This window comes from Rhodococcus sp. NFXS4 (assembly GCF_058139645.1).
In genome coordinates, this window is record NZ_CP192221.1 from 4,641,382 (window position 1) to 4,658,973 (window position 17,592).

The following is a 17,592-nucleotide window of genomic DNA, read 5'->3' on the forward strand; positions in this document are numbered from 1 at the left end:
CATGGCACCCCGCGTGTCGATCGTGGTCCCGGCGTACAACAACGCCGACTTCATCGGCGAGACCATCGAGTCGATCCTGAGTCAGACCTACCGAGACTTCGAGCTGGTGATCGCCGATCACGCGTCGACCGACTCCACCCTCGACGTCATCGCCCGCTACGACGACGATCGCATCCGCGTCGAGCACACCGAGGCCGGCGGCGGCGCGAAACGCAACTGGGACAGAGTGAGTCGACTGGCCACGGGCGAGCTCATCAAACTCGTGTGCGGCGACGACACGATCACCGAGACGTCGATCGCCGACCAGGTCGCCGCGTTCGACGCGCACCCGTCGGCCGTCCTGGTGGCGTCGCAACGCACGCTCGTCGACGCCGCCGGCAAGACCATCATCGCCACGCGTGGCCTGGGAAAGTTGTCCGGCCTCGTCGACGGACGCACGGCCGCACGCACCGCGGTGCTCGCCGGCTCCAACATCTTCGGTGAGCCGGGATGCGTCCTGATGCGACGAGACGCCCTCGCCGACATCGGCTGGTGGGACAACGACCACCCGTTCCTCATCGATCAGGCGACCTTCACGGAGGTCGCACTCACAGGTGACGTGGTGGCCATCCGCTCGTCGCTCGCGGCGTTCCGCATCAATGCCGGGCAGTGGAGCGTGCGCCTGGCGCGGGAACAGGCGGGGCAGGCCGCGGGATTCCATCGGAAACTGCGCGCGGCCTACCCGGACCTACTGTCCGAGAACGACGTTCGTATCGGTAATGCTCGCGCGCTCGTGACGTCGTTCCTGCGCCGCGCGGTGTACGTGCTGCTGCGGCGGCGCATCACGCACCAGCCGCCGGAACCCGTCTGATCAGAGCGTCCGTTCGCCGGCCGATGCGTAGGCCGCTTCGGTCGCGGCTTTCTGCGGCGCCCACCAGGATTCGTTGTCGCGGTACCAGTCGATGGTGGCGGCGAGTCCGCTGCGGAAGTCGGAGTAGCGGGGTGTCCAGCCGAGTTCGGTGCGCAGGCGGGTGCTGTCGATGGCGTAGCGCAGGTCGTGGCCGGGGCGGTCGGTGACGAAGTCGAAGTCGGCCTTGTCGTGGCCGCAGAGTTCGAGGATGGTCTCGACGACGGTGCGGTTGTCGACCTCGCCGTCGGCGCCGATGAGGTAGGTCTGGCCGAGGGCGCCCTTGTCGATGATGGTCCAGACGGCGGTGTTGTGGTCCTCGACGTGGATCCAGTCGCGGACGTTGAGTCCGGCGCCGTAGAGCTTGGGGCGGATGCCGGTGAGGACGCCGGTGATCTGGCGGGGGATGAACTTCTCGACGTGCTGGTAGGGCCCGTAGTTGTTGGAGCAGTTGGAGATGGTGGCGCGGACGCCGAAGGATCGGGTCCAGGCTCGCACCAGCAGGTCGCTGGAGGCCTTGGTGGAGGAGTACGGCGAGGAGGGGTTGTAGGGGGTGTTCTCGGTGAACCGGGCGGGGTCGTCCAGTTCGAGGTCGCCGTAGACCTCGTCGGTGGAGATGTGGTGGTAGCGGACGTCGTGGGTGCGGACCGCTTGGAGGAGGGTGGTGGTGCCGACGATGTTGGTGTGCACGAACGGCCAGGGGTCGCCGAGAGAGTTGTCGTTGTGGGATTCGGCGGCGAAGTGGACGACGAGGTCGGTGTCGGCGACGAGGCGGTTCACGAGGGCGGTGTCGGTGATGTCGCCGTGGACGAAGGTGATGCGGTCGGCGACAGGCTGGAGGGAGGCCTTGTTGCCGGCGTAGGTGAGGGCGTCGAGGACGGTGATCTCGATGTCGGGGCGGGTGCGGGCGGTCAGGTGCACGAAGTTCGCGCCGATGAACCCGGCGCCGCCGGTCACGAGCATTCTCATGGGCGGCACTTTACGTGGGAGAGCGGCGCGAAGCGCAGTCTGAAAGACTCGACCATCATGCGAGGAATCATTCTGGCCGGTGGCACGGGGTCGCGGCTGCATCCGATCACTCAGGGCGTGAGCAAGCAGTTGGTGCCCGTCTACGACAAGCCGATGATCTACTACCCGCTGACCACGCTGATGCTCGCCGGGATCCGCGACATCCTGATCATCACCACCGCGCAGGACGCCGAGCAGTTCCAGCGGCTGCTCGGTGACGGCTCCCAGTTCGGCATCTCGCTGACCTACAAGGTGCAACACGAACCCAACGGCCTCGCTCAGGCGTTCGTGCTGGGTGCCGAGCACATCGGCACCGAGGGCGCCGCGCTGGTGCTGGGGGACAACATCTTCTACGGCCCCGGCCTGGGAACGCAGCTGAGCCGGTTCGGGGACATCGACGGCGGCGCGGTGTTCGCCTACGAGGTCTCCGATCCCAGCGCATACGGAGTCATCGAGTTCGACGAACGCGGCACCGCCCTCTCCTTGGAGGAGAAACCGGCGCACCCGCGGTCGAACTACGCGGTGCCGGGGCTGTACTTCTACGACAACGACGTCATCGCCATCGCCCGCGACCTCGCCCCCTCCGCCCGCGGGGAGTACGAGATCACCGACGTCAACCGCCACTACCTCGAGGCGGGAACCCTGCAGGTGCAGGTGCTGCCCCGCGGCACCGCCTGGCTCGACACCGGCACCTTCGAATCGCTCCTCGACGCCTCCAACTACGTGCGCACCATCGAACAGCGCCAAGGCCTCAAGATCGGCGCCCCCGAAGAGGTGGCGTGGCGACGCGGGTTCATCACCGACGACGACCTGCGCGCCCGCGCGCAGACACTGCTCAAGTCCGGATACGGGGCATATCTGCTGGACCTGCTCGAGAGAGGACACCGACCGTGAGCTTCCGCGAACTGCGCGTCCCCGGGGCGTTCGAATTCACTCCCCGCCAGTTCGGCGACGACCGCGGCGTGTTCTTCGAATGGCACAAGGATTCCGCCTTCACCGCCGCCGTCGGGCACCCCCTGGAACTGCTGCAGGCCAACTGCTCGGTCTCCGCCGCCGGTGTGCTCCGCGGGATTCACGTCACCGTCGACCCACCCGGGCAGGCCAAGTACGTCACCTGCACCCGCGGCGCGTTCCTCGACGTCGTGGTCGACCTCCGCAAGGACTCACCGACGTACGGCACCTGGGACTCGGTGCTCATCGACGACGTCGACCGCCGCGCGGTGTACCTGCCCGTCGGGCTCGGGCACGCGATCCTCTCCCTCGAGGACCACTCCACGGTGATGTACCTGTGCAGCCTCGAGTACACCCCCGGAGCGGACCGCGACATCCACCCGCTCGACCCCGACCTCGCCATCGACTGGCCCACCCACGGCCGCGACGGCACACCCCTGACCTACCAACTCTCCGACAAGGACGCCGCGGCACCCGCCTTCAAGGACTGGGCCTAGCGCAACTTGAAGATCACCGCTCGCTGGACCACGAAGTTGATCACCGTCGCGGTGCCCTGCGCGATGACGAACGCCGCGGCGCTGTAGAGGATCGTCTCGGGCCACAGGTGCCCGAACAGCGTGTACAGCACGTTCTGGACACCGAACGTCGCCGCGTACAGGACGACGACGGCCACGAACCGCGCCCGCGACGGCGGTGCCGCGAACGTCCAGCGCCGGTTGATCAGGTACGCGACGGTGGTGCCCACGACGAATCCCGCGGCCTTGGCCAGCGAGAGCTGCACGTCCAGGCCGTACTGCAGCGCGATGGTGATGGAGAAGTCGACGACAGCCGACAGCACCCCGGTGACGAGGAACCGGACGATCTGGGTCCGCAGATCCAGCGCGTCGTCGGCGGTGTTCTCCGTGACGGGGATCTCGACGGGCAGAGGAAGGCGCTGGTGATCGTCTGATGACACAGAGCGTCAGCGTACTGGCCCTCTCACTGCCTGTAACCTGACGAACGATGTCCATCACCGAATTGCCACCCACCAGTGCGCGCACCCTCACCGGGTGGGCACGTACCTCGCCCACCACGGCGCAGGTGCTGACCACGTCCGATCCCGAGATCGTGGCCGCCGCCGTCCTCCGGGTCGCGGAGCAGAACGAGAGCAAGCCGTCCCATCTGCGGCGCGGCGTCATCGCCCGCGGACTCGGCCGCTCGTACGGTGACAACGCGCAGAACGGCGGCGGGCTCGTCGTCGACATGAGCGCACTGAACCGCATCCACTCGATGGACGCGGAGACGCACATCGTCGATGTGGACGGTGGAGTGAGCCTGGACCAGCTGATGCGTGCGGCACTGCCGTTCGGATTGTGGGTCCCCGTGCTCCCCGGCACTCGTCAGGTGACCATCGGCGGCGCCATCGGGTGTGACATCCATGGCAAGAACCATCACAGCGCTGGCAGCTTCGGCAATCACGTGCGCTCGATGGAGCTGCTGCTCGCGGACGGCACCGTCCGCCACATCACGCCCGACGGCGACGACGCGCCGCTGTTCTGGGCCACGGTGGGCGGAAACGGCCTGACCGGCATCATCCTGCGAGCGACCATCGAGATGACGCCGACCGAGACCGCGTACTTCATCGCCGACGGCGACGTGACGGCGAGCCTCGACGAGACCATCGCGATCCACAGCGACGGCAGCGAGAGCCGGTACGACTACTCGAGCGCCTGGTTCGACGCCATCTCGGGTCCGCCGAAGCTGGGACGTGCGGCGCTGTCGCGCGGATCGCTCGCGACCCTGGACCAGCTGCCGGCGAAGCTGCAGAAGGATCCGCTGCGCTTCAGCGCGAAGCCGCTGCTGACCTTCCCCGACGTGTTCCCCAACGGCCTCGCGAACAAGTACACGTTCGGACCCATCGGCGAGCTCTGGTACCGCAAGTCGGGTACCTACCGCGGCAAGGTGCAGAACTTGACGCAGTTCTATCACCCGCTCGACATGTTCGGGGAGTGGAACAGGGCCTACGGCCCGGCCGGATTCCTGCAGTACCAGTTCGTGGTGCCGCCGCAGGCCGTCGGCGAGTTCAAGAAGATCATTCACGACATCCAGCGCTCGGGGCACTACTCGTTCCTCAACGTCTTCAAGCTCTTCGGGCCGGGAAACCAAGCGCCACTGAGCTTCCCGATCGAGGGCTGGAACGTCTGCGTCGACTTCCCGATCAAGGAGGGTCTCGGCGCGTTCGTCGCGGACCTCGACCGGCGGGTGCTCGAGTTCGGCGGACGGCTCTACACAGCCAAGGACTCCCGGACGTCCGCGGACACGTTCCACGCGATGTACCCGCGCATCGACGAGTGGATCGCCGTTCGGCGATCCGTCGACCCCACAGGCGTCTTCGCCTCGGATATGGCCAGAAGGTTGGAACTGCTGTGACGATCGATGCTGTGGGCGACCCGCAGACCATTCTCGTACTGGGTGGCACGAGCGAGATCGGCCTCGCGATCACCGAGGAGTACCTCTCGACGTCGTCGGCTCGCGTGATTCTGGCGGCGTTGCCCAACGATCCCCTGCGTGACGCGGCCGTCGCTCAGCTGACGGCCAAGGGCGCCAAGTCCGTGGAGGTCATCGACTTCGACGCGCTCGACACAGCGTCGCACCCGAAGGTCATCGACGAGGCCTGGTCGAAGGGCGACGTCGACGTCGCGATCGTGGCGTTCGCGGTGGACTTCGATCCGGAACTGCTGTGGCAGGACCAGAACAAGGCCGTGCTCACGGCCAACATCAACTACACCGCGTCGGTGTCGGTGGGTGTGCTCCTCGGCGAGAAGATGAAGGCGCAGGCCTTCGGTCGCATCATCGTCATGTCCTCCGTCGCGGGCGAGCGCGTGCGGCGCTCCAACTTCGTCTACGGCTCCACCAAGGCCGGACTCGACGGGTTCTACCTCGGTCTCGGGGAAGCCCTGCGCGAGTTCGGTCCTCGCGTCACCGTCATCCGTCCGGGCATGGTGCGCACCAAGTTCAGCGCGCACGTCAAGGAAGCGCCGCTGACGGTGGACAAGGAGGACATCGCCAAACTGGCCGTGTCCGCGTCCCGCAAGGGCAAGGATCTGGTGTGGGCTCCGGGGCCCTTCCGTTTCGTCATGATGGCGCTGCGGCACGTCCCGCGTCCGATCTTCCGCAAACTCCCCATCTGAGCAGGGCCATGCCGAACAGAGTCATGCGGACGGCTCTGAGTACCAGCGCAGAGGCCGTCGCCGCGGCAGTCGTCGCGGCCGCGGTGGCGGCCGTCGGTCTGTACGCCTTCTCCCTGGTGCAGTGGCCGGCGTTCAACTCCTCCAACGTGACTCGCGCCGTCGCGACGGTCGGGCAGGTGGCTGCCCTCGCGGTGCTGGCCGCGTCGGTGGTGATGCTCCGGCTGCGCCGCTCCCCCCGTGTCGCGACCCTGCTGTCGTGGATCGGCCTCTCCGGATTCGTCACCGTCACACTCGGCATGCCGCTGGCCGCCACGAAGCTGTACCTGTTCGGCATCTCGGTGGATCAGGAGTTCCGCACCGAGTACCTCACTCGCCTCACCGACTCGCCGGCACTGGCCGACATGACCTACGCCGACCTCCCGCCGTACTACCCCGCGGGGTGGTTCTGGGTCGGTGGCCGGGTCGCGGACGCGCTCGGTATTGCCGGGTGGGAGGCCTACAAGCCCTACGCCATCGCGTCCCTCGCCGTCGCCGCCGTGGTCTCGCTCGTGCTGTGGCGCAGTCTCGTTCGGGCGGACCTGGCAGTACTGGCCGCGCTCGGCGTGACGGCCCTGATGCTGGCCTACGGTTCACCCGAGGCCTACGGCGCCACGATCGCAGTCATGATCCCGCCCGCGCTGATCCTCGCGTGGGGTGCACTCCATCGCCCGGGGTCGACACGCGGCGCAGGATGGGGAGCCGTCGTCGGCACCGGCCTGTTCCTCGGTGTCGCCGCGACGGTCTACACCCTCTATCTCGGTATCGCGGCCTTCACCGTCGTGCTCATGGCGGTGGTCGCGGCGGTGCTGCGCTATCGGGAGAACCGTTCCCTCGCAGTACTGCTCGACCCGGCACTTCGCCTCGTCGTCATCGCAGGCATCTCCGGGCTGCTCGCGCTCACCGTCTGGGCGCCGTACCTGCTCGCGTCGCTGACGGGCAGCACGGCGGAGAGCGGTACCGCTCTGCACTACCTGCCGGAGTCCGGGTCCGAGCTGCCCTTCCCGATGGCGCAGTTCACCCTCACGGGCGCCCTGTGCCTCGTCGGCACTCTGTGGATCGTGGTGCGAGTCCGTGATTCTCGCCGTGCGCAGGCCCTGGGTCTCGGCGTCGTCGCCGTCTACGGGTGGTGCCTGCTGTCGATGCTCGCCACTGTCGCGGGTACCACCCTGCTCGGCTTCCGACTCGAGGCGGTGCTGGTGCTGATCCTCGGCGCCGCGGGCGTGTTCGGCTTCCTGGAGGGCGCTCGGGCGCTCTACCTGGTGGCGAGTGAGTCGCCCCGGGTCCGAACCGTCTCCGTCGCGGTCGGGATCGTCGGCGCCGTCGCCTTCGCCCAGGACATCCCCCACGTCCTGCAGAACGAGATCACGGTGGCGTACACGGACACCGACGGCGACGGCGTCCGTGCCGATCAGAGACCACCGAGCGCCGTGTCGTACTACGGCGAGGTCGACGCGGCACTCCAGGAGGCGCGGCCCGGTCCGCGGACCGACACGGTGTTGCTCACCTCGGACACGACGTTCCTCGCGTACCACCCGTATTTCGGGTTCCAGGGGCTGACGTCGCACTACGCGAACCCGCTCGCCGAGTTCGCCGCCCGCGCCGACGCCATCGAGTCGTGGAGCGATCTGCGCAGCAGCGACGAACTGATCGCCGCCCTCGATGCCCTGCCGTGGCGCGCCCCCGACGCGTTCCTCTTCCGTCGCGGCGCCGACGGTTACACGTTGCGTCTCGCGGAGGACGTGTACCCCAACGATCCGAACGTGCGCCGCTACACCGTCTCCTACCCCGAGTCGCTGTTCGACGACCCTCGGTTCGAGATCCGCGAGATCGGTCCGTTCGTCCTCGTCGTGCGCACGTGACCGCCCGCCGGGCGGACCTCCTCGCTGCCACCGTCTACACGCTGCTGTCCGTGCTGGTGCTGCACAACCAGTGGCAGCACCTGCAGTCGCAGTACCTCCGTTTCAGCGGCCAGGACCAGACCATGTGGGAGTGGTTCTTCGCCGTGACCGCCCGCTCGGTCACCCATCTCGACAACCCGTTCTTCTCCGACCTGCAGAACGCGCCCGACGGCGTGAACATGATGGCCAACACCGCGATGCTCGGCCTGTCGGTACCTCTGACACCGATCACTCTGGCCTTCGGACCGGCGGCCACGTTCACCCTCGCCCTGACGCTCGGGCTGGCGACCACCGCTTACGGGTGGTACTTCCTGTTCTCTCGCACCGTGATCCGGTCACGTGCGGCCGCGGGTCTCGGCGGGCTCCTCTGCGGGTTCGCGCCGGGCATGATCTCGCACGCCAACGCCCACCCCAACTTCGTCGTGCTCGGAGTGCTGCCGTTCATCCTGTATCTGCTCGTCCGAATGGCCGACGCGGAGAACACTCGCCGTCGCCGTCACGCCGTCGTCCTGGGTCTCCTGGTGGCGTGGCAGGTGATGCTCGGCGAAGAGCCGCTCCTCGTCTTCGCGGTCGCCGTCGCCCTGTTCACGGTGCTGTACTGGGTGTTCCGGCCGCGCCGGTTCGTCCCCATGGTCCGGCACGCGGCCCTGCCCGTGCTGGGTGCCGCACTGCTGACAGCGGTGCTCGTCGCGGTACCCCTGTGGTGGCAGTTCCGCGGGCGACAGCACTACAGCTACCTCGACCACAATCTGCCCGGGAACGATCTGGTGTCACTCGTCCGGTTCCCGCCCCAGTCGCTCTGGGGTGCAGCGTTTCCGATGGACGACGTCGCCCTGAACCCCACCGAGCAGAACGCGTACTTCGGCATCCCGCTGCTGCTTCTCGTCGTGGTCTCCGCCGTGGTGCTGCGCCGCCGTCCGATCGCGGTGGCCGCCTTCGTGTCGATCCTGATCCTCGGCGTCGCCTCACTGGGCGTCGCCCTCGTGGTCGACGGGACGGAGACCGGCATCGCCCTGCCCGGCGAGTACCTCGACCGGATCCCGCTCCTGCAGTCCGTCCTCGAGACCCGGTTCGTACTGGCCGCGGTGCCGGCCATGGCGCTGCTGATCGCGATGGTCACCGATCACGTCCTGACCGCACCCGCGTCGCGCCGCGTCGCCGTGGTGTGGACGGGCGCTCTCGCCGTCGCACTCGTCCCCCTCGCACCGACACCGCTGCCGACGGCCGACCGGGGAGAGACCCCGTCGTTCCTGGCGGACGGGACGTGGCGCGAGTACGTCGACACCGACGACCCGGGATCGATCGTCACCGTGCCGGTCCCGAATCCCGGCACCGCCGCGGCGCTGCGCTGGCAGGTGGACACCGGGCTCGAGTACCGCATCGCCGGTGGCTACTTCGTCGGACCGAGCGGACAACCGGACGGGGAGGCGAAGTACGGCGCGATCGATCGACCCACCGCGAAGCTGCTCGGCACCGCGGGACGCACCGGCGTCGTCCCGACACTGAACGACGATCAGCGACGCACGGCGCGAGAGGACCTCGCGTTCTGGGATGCCGCCGTGGTGATGCTGCCCCCGACCGAGAACCAGGACGCACTGCGCGACACCGTCGACGATCTGCTGGGTCGCACCGCCACCGAGATCGACGGCACGTACGTGTGGGACGTCCGCTGACGGTCGCGGATTCTGGCGGGGCGGGTCTCGTCGCCTAGCATCGTGGCGTGCCGACAACCGCCGAGACGACGACCGAACCACCGGCCCCGGCGTCGAGACCGAGTCGATTCGCCTTCGGGAAGGCCGGAGGCCGGTCGGGACAGTTCGCCACCACGCGCATCGTCGCGATCGTCACGGGTCTGCTCGGCACACTTCTGGCGATCCTCACCCCGCTCCTGCCCGTCGAGCAGGACGCCGCGTCCGTCACCTGGCCGCAGGACGGCTCGTTCACCAGCGTCGAGACGCCCCTCGTCTCGTACAACCCGCTCTCGCTGTCGGCCACCGTCCCGTGTTCCGTTCTCGCCGACGCCGCGCCGGGCAGCCTGGTGCTGTCCACCGTCGCGCCGCAGTCACCGGACGCCCGGCGCGTGGGCCTCGTGGTCACACGGACCGACGCCGGCGACGTCACCGTCGTGCTGCGCGACCAACTGCTGCTCTCGGTGCCCGCGGACACCGTGGCCGGTTGCGATGCGCTCACTCTCACCTCGACGCCGGAGAGCACCACCGCGGCGGTCGGCGATCTCACCGGCACGGCCCCGAGCGACGTGCGCCCCCAGACCGTCGGGGTGTTCAGCGACCTGACCGGATCCGCACCGGCCGACATGTCGGTACGCGTCGACGTGGACTCCCGGTTCTCCTCCTCACCGTCGACGCTGAAACTGCTCGCGATCGTGCTGGGGTCGCTCCTGGTCGTCGCGTCGCTGGTCGCACTGCACCGGCTCGACGACGCCGACGGCCGGCGCGCACGGCGGTTCTTCCCCCGGCACTGGCTCCGGGTCACCGGCGTGGATGCCGTGGTCGTGGGGACGCTGCTGCTGTGGCACGTCATCGGCGCCAACACCTCGGACGACGGATATCTGCTCAACATGGCGCGGGTCTCCGAGCACTCGGGATACATGGCCAACTACTACCGGTGGTTCGGCGTGCCCGAGGCGCCCTTCGGCATGCCGTACTACGACATGCTGGCCGCACTGGCCAAGGTGTCGACCGCCAGCCCGTGGATGCGCCTGCCCGCGCTGATCGCGGCCGTCCTGTGCTGGCTCGTCATCTCTCGGGAGGTCATCCCGCGCCTCGGTCGCGCGGTGCGCACCCGACCGGTGGCCGTGTGGACGGCCGGTCTGGTCTTCCTGGCCTTCTGGCTGCCCTACGACAACGGCCTGCGTCCCGAGCCGATCATCGCGCTCGGCGCTCTGCTCACCTGGTGCTCCATCGAGCGCGCGGTCTCCACCGGGCGCCTGCTGCCCGCGGCCGTGGCCGTGGTGATCGCCGCCTTCTCCCTCGCTGCCGGACCCACCGGCCTCATCGCGATCGCCGCGCTGCTGGCCGGCGCGCGCCCGGTCATCCAGATCGTCGTCCGCCGGCGCCACGCCGTCGGACTGCCCGCGCTGCTGGCCCCGATCCTCGCGGCGGGCACCGTGGTGCTGTTCGCCGTGTTCGCCGACCAGACCGTCGCCTCCGTCCTCGAGGCCACCCGTGTCCGATCCGCGGTCGGACCCAACGTGAAGTGGTTCGACGAGCGGTACCGCTGGGACGCTCTGCTCAACATCTCGCCCGACGGATCGCTCGCCCGCCGCTTCGCCGTCTTCGCGATGCTGCTGTGCCTCGTGACCTGTCTCGTCGTGATGCTGCGCCGCGGCGGCCGGATCCCGGGAACGTCGACCGGTCCGTCCCGCCGCATCCTCGGCATCGTCGCCGGAGCCCTCGCCCTCATGATGTTCACGCCGACCAAGTGGACGCACCACTTCGGCGTCTACGCCGGGCTCGCAGGGTCTCTCGCCGCGCTCGCCGCCATCGCCGTGATGTCGGCGACGGAGCGTTCACCGCGCAACCGGACTCTGTTCACGGCCGCCGTCCTGTTCCTCACCGCGCTGGCGTTCACCGGGTCCAACGGGTGGTGGTACGTCTCGAGCTACGGCGTGCCGTGGTTCGACAAGCCCCCGTCCATCGCCGGCAAGGGCTTCGCGACGCTGCTCCTCGGACTCACCGTGCTGACGCTGGCGTACGCCGCATGGCAACACTTCCGCGCTCCCTACGTCGGCGCCGAGCCGGCGCGGACCCGGCGTTTCAGCGGGGCCTCGCTCACCGTCGTGGCCGGCCTCGTGGTGCTGTTCGAGGTGTTGTCCCTGCTGAAGGGCGCGGTGTCGCAGTACCCCGCGTACTCGGTGGCCCGGTCCAACGTGAACTCGATCCTCGGTCAATCGTGTGGCCTGGCACGCGACGTCCTGGTGGAGACCGATCCGAACGCCTCGATGCTCCAGCCGCTGAACCCCGAGCCGGGCGCCGACCCGCTCGCCGGGACCGACAGCGTCGGCTTCACCCCGAACGGCGTCGCCGGCGATCTGAGCGCCGATCGCGAGAGCTCGGGTGCGACGGGCGGAGCCAACTCGGTCGACCCCTCGGACACCGATCAGCAGGCCACCGCGAACAGCGCGGGCACCGGGGGCGGCACCACCGCCGGCACCGGCGTCAACGGCTCGCGGATCGCGCTGCCGTTCGGGCTGGACCCCGCGACCACGCCGGTGCTCGGCAGCTTCGGCTCCGGTGACGCCGCACCGGCGAGCCTCACGTCCGGCTGGTACGCGCTGCCCGACGCCGCGCAGCGAGACTTCCTGTCCGTCACCGCCGCGGGTCGTATCCGCTCGGTCGACACCGACGGCATCGTCACCCCGGGGCAGAGCCTCGAGGTGGAGTACGCCACGGTCGGGGCGGACGGTGCCGAGGAGATCCTCGGACGCGTCGCGCCCATCGACATCGGCCCGCAACCGTCGTGGCGCAACCTGCGGGTCCCCCTCGACCAGGTCCCGCCGACCGCGAACGCTGTGCGACTCGTCGCCTCCGACGAGGATCTGGCGGGCGACCAGTGGCTCGCCGTCACCCCGCCGCGCGCACCGCGGACCACCGTTCTCAACGACGTCGTCGGGTCCACCGACCCGGTGCTGCTGGACTGGTCCGTCGGACTCGCGTTCCCGTGCCAGCGGCCGTTCGACCACCGCTACGGAGTCGCCGAACTGCCGGAGTGGCGCATCCTGCCCGACCGCAACGGTGCCGAGTCGACCAACGCCTGGCAGGACTCCGTCGGCGGCGGCCCTCTGGGCTGGACCGGACTGGTCCTGCGCGCGGAGACGGTACCGACCTACCTGGCGGACGACCTCCGTCGCGACTGGGGATCCCTCGAGCGCTATCTGCCCCTCGACCCGGACGCGGTGGCCGTCGAACCCGACGTGACCACGTCGTCGCGTTCGGGCATCTGGTCGCCCGGACACATCAAGTACCAGTAAGTAACCAGCGGGTGCAGCAACCGGATCACGGTCGCATAACATCGGGAGCCGTGCCCGACGCCCTCACCTCTTCGCCGACCGCGCCGACACCTGCCGGCCCGGATCGCTCGGTGGACGTCCGACAGCAGTACCGCACCACCCGCCTCGTGGCGATGGTGGCGGGGGTTCTCGGTGTTCTCTTCGCGATTCTGACCCCGTTCCTTCCGGTCACGCAGGACGACGCCGTCGTCCAGTGGCCGCAGGACGGCACCGTCGACAGTGTCGATGCACCCCTGATGTCCCAGGTGCCGGTCTCGATGTCGGTCTCCATCCCCTGCAGCGCCGTCGCGGACGTGCCGGCCGCGGGCGGCATCCTCCTCTCCACCGCGCCGCCGCAGGGCGAGGGCGCCGCGCTGAACGCGATGTTCGTCCGCGTCGGCGAGAACACGGTCGACGTCCTCGACCGCAACGTCGTGATCGTCTCCGCCCCACGCTCCGAGGTGCAGTCGGCCGCGTGCGGGGCGATCACCTTCACGTCCACCATCGATGCCACGTCCGCGTCGTTCGACGGGCTCGTGGACGCACAGGGAAATCCCCGCGCGGGTCAGCTCGGCGGCGACCTGCGGCCCCAGGTGGTCGGCGTCTACTCCGACCTCGCCGGCAGCGCCGCGCAGTACCCGGGCCTCGACGTGTCGATCGCCGTCGACTCCCGTTTCTCGTCGTCGCCCACCGTGCTCAAGCTGCTCGCCATGGCTGCCGCCATCGCCTGCACGGCGCTCGCACTGAGTGCGCTGGCCAGGCTCGACGGTGTCGACGGCCGCACCCACCGCCGCTTCTTCCCCGCGCACTGGTGGAAGGTCACCGGTATCGACGCGGTGGTGGTCGGCGCACTCGCCGGCTGGCACTTCTTCGGCGCCAACACCGCGGACGACGGGTACCTGCTCACCATGGCCCGCGTCTCCGAGAACGCCGGCTACATGGCCAACTACTTCCGCTGGTTCGGTGTCCCCGAGGCGCCCTTCGGCTGGTACTACGACGTGCTGGCCGCGTTCGCCAAGATCTCGACGGCGAGCCCCTGGATGCGCCTGCCCGCGCTGATCGCCGGCATCCTGTGCTGGCTGGTCATCAGCCGCGAGGTGGTCCCGCGCCTCGGGCGCGCGGTGCGCGTCAACTCGGTCGCCGTCTGGACCGGCGGACTGGTCTTCCTCGCCTTCTGGCTGCCGTACAACAACGGGCTGCGTCCCGAGCCCGTCGTGGCCCTCGGTGCCCTGCTCACGTGGTGCTCCGTCGAGCGCGCCATCGCGACCGGACGGCTGCTCCCCGCCGCCATGGCAGCGCTGATCGGCGCCTTCACCCTCGCCGCCGCACCCACCGGCCTCATGTGTGTCGCCGCGATCCTGACGGGCATCCGGCCGCTGGTGCGCATCGTCGTCAAACGGCACCGCATGGTCGGGACGCTGCCGCTGCTGGCACCCATCGCCAGTGCCGGCGTGCTGGTCCTCATCGTCGTCTACGGGGACCAGACCTTCGCGGCGGTCCAGGAGTCGACGCGTGTGCGCACGCTCATCGGTCCGAACCTGCCCTGGTACAACGACTTCCTGCGGTACTACTACCTCTTCGTCCAGACGGTCGACGGATCGGTCGCCCGCCGCTTCGCCTTCCTGACCATGCTGCTGTGCCTCTTCACCACGGTGTTCGTCCTGCTGCGTCGCAAGCGGATCCCGGGCGTCCCGTCCGGTCCGGCGTGGCGTCTCATCGGTGTCGTCTTCGGCACCATCTTCTTCATGATGTTCAACCCGACGAAGTGGACCCACCACTTCGGGGTGTACGCCGGCATCGCCGGTTCGCTCGCGGCGCTCACCGCCGTCGCGGTCTCGGCCAGTGCACTGCGGTCGCGGCGCAACCGCACCGTCTTCGTCGTCGGTCTCGCCTTCGTTCTCGCACTGTCGTTCTCGGGCATCAACGGGTACTGGTACGTCTCGAGTTACGGCGTGCCGTGGTTCGACAAGGTGGTCTCGGTCAAGGGGATCCAGTCCAACACCGTGCTGCTGATCCTGTTCTTCGCCGCCGTCGGACTCGCGGCATGGCACTATCTCCGCGAGGGATTCGCTGCGCCGCAACCGAAGCCCGGAACCGAACGCGGGCGGCGCATCCGCAAGTTCGCGGCCGCGCCGCTCACCGTGGTGGCCGGGTTGCTGGTCCTGTTCGAGATCCTCTCGCTCCTCAAGGGTGCCGTCTCGCAGTACCCCGCCTACTCGCTCGGTCGCTCCAACGTGCAGGCGTTGGCCGGCAACAGCTGCGGACTGGCCGGGGACGTCCTCGTGGAGTCCGACCCGAACGCCGGTGTGCTGTCGCCAATTCCGGGACCGGTGGACACTGCCACGGGCCCACTGGGCGGCGCCGAGCCCGTCGGCTTCACACCCAACGGCATCCCCACCGACCTCAGTGCCGACGCCGTGGAGGTCAAGCCCGGACAGGGCAACACCGACCAGCAGTCCGTGGGCGCGTCCTTCGAGGAGGGCCAGTCCTCCGGTACCGCGGGTGGTGTCGGCGCCGCCGGCGTCAACGGCTCCACCGCGCGCCTGCCCTTCGGGCTCGACCCCGCCACGACACCGGTCCTCGGCTCGTACCAGACCGGGGTGCAGACACCGGCCTACGCGACGTCGAGCTGGTACGGCCTCCCCGCGCGCAGTGACGACGCGCCCCTGGTGGTGGTCAGTGCGGCCGGCCGCATCTGGTCCGAGAACCAGGAGACCGGCGAGAACACGTACGGTCAGTCGCTCCGCGTCGAGTACGGCGTCCGGCAGCCGGACGGCTCGGTGCAGGTCCAGGGCGACTACCTCCCCAAGGACATCGGCCCGGCACCGTCGTGGCGCAACCTGCGCATCCCGCTCGACGAGCTCTCCCCCGATGCGGATGCCGTGCGTGTGGTCGCCAACGATCCCAACCTCACCGGTGACCAGTGGCTGGCCTTCACGCCGCCCCGCGTGCCCGTGGTCGTCCCGCTGCAGGAGGAGATAGGCACGACGCAGCCCGTCCTGCTGGACTGGGCCGTGGGGCTGCAGTTCCCGTGCCAGCGTCCGTTCGACCATCTCGACGGCGTCGCCGAGGTGCCGAACTTCCGCATCCTGCCCGATCGCGGGTTGGCGGTCTCGTCCACCGACACGTGGCAGGCTGCGGAGAACGGTGGCCCGCTGGGCTTCACCGAGATGCTGGCGACACCCACCACCGTCCCGACGTACCTGAACCACGACTGGGGACGCGACTGGGGTTCGCTCGAGCGCTACGACAGGTTCGATCCGAGCGCGTCCGCAGCGACCGTCGAGGTCACCGAGCAGACCCGGAGCGGGCTGTGGTCGCCGGGGACGCTGCGGGTCTACTAGACAGCGTTCGTCACCCTGTGGGATCCGCCGGCGCGATCGGCGACGGGTGTGAGCACGAGTTCGGCGCGGGGACGCCGTCGAAGCGGTCCTGCAACCAGTCGACCGCCACCAGCCCGCCGACCTTCGCCGTGTCCTGGTGTGCCACCTGGCCGATCCAGGCGACGTCGGACTCGGGAGACGGTGCGGAGCAGGCCGTCCGGGCCAGCAGCGCCGTCGTGTTCGGGAGGACGACCGTGTCGGCGAGGCTCTGGACGACGAAGAGGGGTACGTCGACGCGCGAGAGGTCGATGGCCTGATCCGCTGCGGCGGCAGCCCAGTCCGGGTTCTGCATGGGGTCGGAGTCGAAGAACTGCTCCCCCTCGGCGCGCTCGAGCAGCAGTTCGGGCAGTTCGTCCGTGATGCACCCGTCGGCCAGCGACCGGTAGCGCGACATCGCCGCGTCGCCGAGCACCCCCTCGAGCGGCAGGTCGGGATACACGACCGGCCACGAGACCGCGACGCTGGGCCCGATCCCCCACGCCACGAACGTGTTCCACTGCTCGGAGAACAGCGGACCCAGCAGCGCCGCGGGCGCTGCCGCCGCCGCGCCCACCGACCGGAGCTCGGGCGCGTAGTCGGCGAACATCGCCGTGCCGATCGCCGCGTGACCGCCCTGCGAGTGCCCGAACGTGGCGTACACCGAACTCGCTTGCGCCGGAGCGTGATCGCGCGCCGCCCGCACCGAGTTCAGAACGTCCTGCGCCTCGCTACGGGCGATGAGATAGTAGGTGTCACCGGCAGTGCCGAGGCCCGTGTAGTCGGTCGCCGCGACGACCCACCCGCGCGCCATCACGGACGGCAACCAGTTCGTGAAGTCCAGGGTGTCCATCGTCGGGTGGTACCGCCGCGACGGGGTGCACTCGTCTCCGAAGCCGAGCGTGCCGTGAGACCACGCCAGAACCGGACGACCACCCGGCGGCGCCGGTGCCGTCGGCACGATGAGCATTCCGGACGAGACGGCGGGCGACCCGTCGGGACGCTGGGTGCCGTAGAGCATCCGGTAGGCCGTGCCGCCGGGCACGTCCAGATCGTCGATCGGCTCGATGCGGATCAGCTCACCCGGCGCGGCAGGCGTGTCCGGTGACTCGTAGAACGACGCGATCGACTCCTGGAACCGCGCATCGTCGCGAGACGTCGTGGACGACCGCGTGATCACCACCGCCACCACCGCGGCCACCACCAGCACCACGACCGCTCCGACGCAGGCCAGGACGACCACGGTCCGTCTCATGGCAGCACGATAGCCCCG

At 69.2% G+C, this 17,592-nt stretch carries 12 protein-coding genes; 9 read left to right on the forward strand and 3 right to left on the reverse strand.

What is annotated here, in order from left to right:
- Position 1 precedes the first annotated feature (1 nt).
- Positions 2-850, forward strand: a complete 849-nt coding sequence (locus J4E04_RS22000; RefSeq protein WP_222650539.1) for a glycosyltransferase family 2 protein — start codon at positions 2-4, stop codon at positions 848-850.
- Here J4E04_RS22000 and rfbB read toward each other — a convergent pair whose 3' ends face one another.
- Positions 851-1,855, reverse strand: a complete 1,005-nt coding sequence (gene rfbB / locus J4E04_RS22005; protein ID WP_056443132.1) for a dTDP-glucose 4,6-dehydratase — start codon at positions 1,853-1,855, stop codon at positions 851-853. It lies immediately after the preceding gene.
- A 57-nt stretch (positions 1,856-1,912) separates the two neighbouring features.
- Here rfbB and rfbA point away from each other — a divergent pair, with 57 nt between their 5' ends.
- On the forward strand, positions 1,913-2,788 hold the full coding sequence (gene rfbA / locus J4E04_RS22010; protein WP_056443128.1) for a glucose-1-phosphate thymidylyltransferase RfbA: 876 nt from the start codon (positions 1,913-1,915) through the stop codon (positions 2,786-2,788).
- Positions 2,785-3,342: a dTDP-4-dehydrorhamnose 3,5-epimerase family protein gene (locus J4E04_RS22015; protein WP_222641408.1), complete on the forward strand. Its 558-nt coding sequence runs from the start codon at positions 2,785-2,787 to the stop codon at positions 3,340-3,342. Before rfbA ends, J4E04_RS22015 begins: the two co-directional genes overlap by 4 nt.
- Here J4E04_RS22015 and J4E04_RS22020 read toward each other — a convergent pair.
- Positions 3,339-3,800 carry a GtrA family protein gene (locus J4E04_RS22020; RefSeq protein WP_082544389.1) on the reverse strand — a complete coding sequence of 154 codons (462 nt, stop codon included), beginning with the start codon at positions 3,798-3,800 and terminating at the stop codon, positions 3,339-3,341. The two genes, J4E04_RS22015 and J4E04_RS22020, sit on opposite strands and share 4 nt — an antisense overlap.
- Before the next feature lie 47 nt (positions 3,801-3,847).
- On the opposite strand from J4E04_RS22020, the gene dprE1 reads away from it, so the two are divergent.
- From dprE1 to J4E04_RS22050, 6 genes are read left to right on the forward strand one after another with little or no spacing between them, the layout of a single operon-like run.
- Positions 3,848-5,254 carry a decaprenylphosphoryl-beta-D-ribose oxidase gene (gene dprE1 / locus J4E04_RS22025; protein ID WP_056443121.1) on the forward strand — a complete coding sequence of 469 codons (1,407 nt, stop codon included), beginning with the start codon at positions 3,848-3,850 and terminating at the stop codon, positions 5,252-5,254.
- Entirely contained in the window at positions 5,251-6,015 is a 765-nt protein-coding gene (gene dprE2 / locus J4E04_RS22030) for a decaprenylphospho-beta-D-erythro-pentofuranosid-2-ulose 2-reductase (protein ID WP_027507284.1), read from the forward strand. Before dprE1 ends, dprE2 begins: the two co-directional genes overlap by 4 nt.
- Before the next feature lie 8 nt (positions 6,016-6,023).
- Complete coding sequence (locus J4E04_RS22035) at positions 6,024-7,913, forward strand: galactan 5-O-arabinofuranosyltransferase (RefSeq protein WP_490149628.1); 1,890 nt, start codon at positions 6,024-6,026, stop codon at positions 7,911-7,913.
- Complete coding sequence (locus tag J4E04_RS22040) at positions 7,910-9,625, forward strand: 6-pyruvoyl-tetrahydropterin synthase-related protein (protein WP_490149629.1); 1,716 nt, start codon at positions 7,910-7,912, stop codon at positions 9,623-9,625. Before J4E04_RS22035 ends, J4E04_RS22040 begins: the two co-directional genes overlap by 4 nt.
- 47 nt (positions 9,626-9,672) lie before the next feature.
- On the forward strand, positions 9,673-12,942 hold the full coding sequence (locus tag J4E04_RS22045; protein ID WP_490149630.1) for an arabinosyltransferase domain-containing protein: 3,270 nt from the start codon (positions 9,673-9,675) through the stop codon (positions 12,940-12,942).
- 50 nt (positions 12,943-12,992) lie between these two features.
- Positions 12,993-16,304 carry an arabinosyltransferase domain-containing protein gene (locus J4E04_RS22050; protein WP_490149631.1) on the forward strand — a complete coding sequence of 1,104 codons (3,312 nt, stop codon included), beginning with the start codon at positions 12,993-12,995 and terminating at the stop codon, positions 16,302-16,304.
- A gap of 10 nt (positions 16,305-16,314) precedes the next feature.
- Here the strand turns inward: J4E04_RS22050 and J4E04_RS22055 are convergent, their stop codons facing one another.
- Positions 16,315-17,574 (reverse strand): lipase family protein, encoded by a 1,260-nt coding sequence (locus J4E04_RS22055; RefSeq protein ID WP_328813884.1) that lies wholly within the window; start codon positions 17,572-17,574, stop codon positions 16,315-16,317.
- Positions 17,575-17,592 lie beyond the last annotated feature (18 nt).

Excerpts from the sequence above, each read along its gene's own strand:
- J4E04_RS22000 (WP_222650539.1), top strand. The coding sequence starts at position 2 with ATGGCACCCCGCGTGTCGATCGTGGTCCCGGCGTACAACAACGCCGAC.
- rfbB (WP_056443132.1), bottom strand. The coding sequence starts at position 1,855 with ATGAGAATGCTCGTGACCGGCGGCGCCGGGTTCATCGGCGCGAACTTC.
- rfbA (WP_056443128.1), top strand. The coding sequence starts at position 1,913 with ATGCGAGGAATCATTCTGGCCGGTGGCACGGGGTCGCGGCTGCATCCG.
- dprE1 (WP_056443121.1), top strand. The coding sequence starts at position 3,848 with ATGTCCATCACCGAATTGCCACCCACCAGTGCGCGCACCCTCACCGGG.
- J4E04_RS22035 (WP_490149628.1), top strand. The coding sequence starts at position 6,024 with ATGCCGAACAGAGTCATGCGGACGGCTCTGAGTACCAGCGCAGAGGCC.
- J4E04_RS22055 (WP_328813884.1), bottom strand. The coding sequence starts at position 17,574 with ATGAGACGGACCGTGGTCGTCCTGGCCTGCGTCGGAGCGGTCGTGGTG.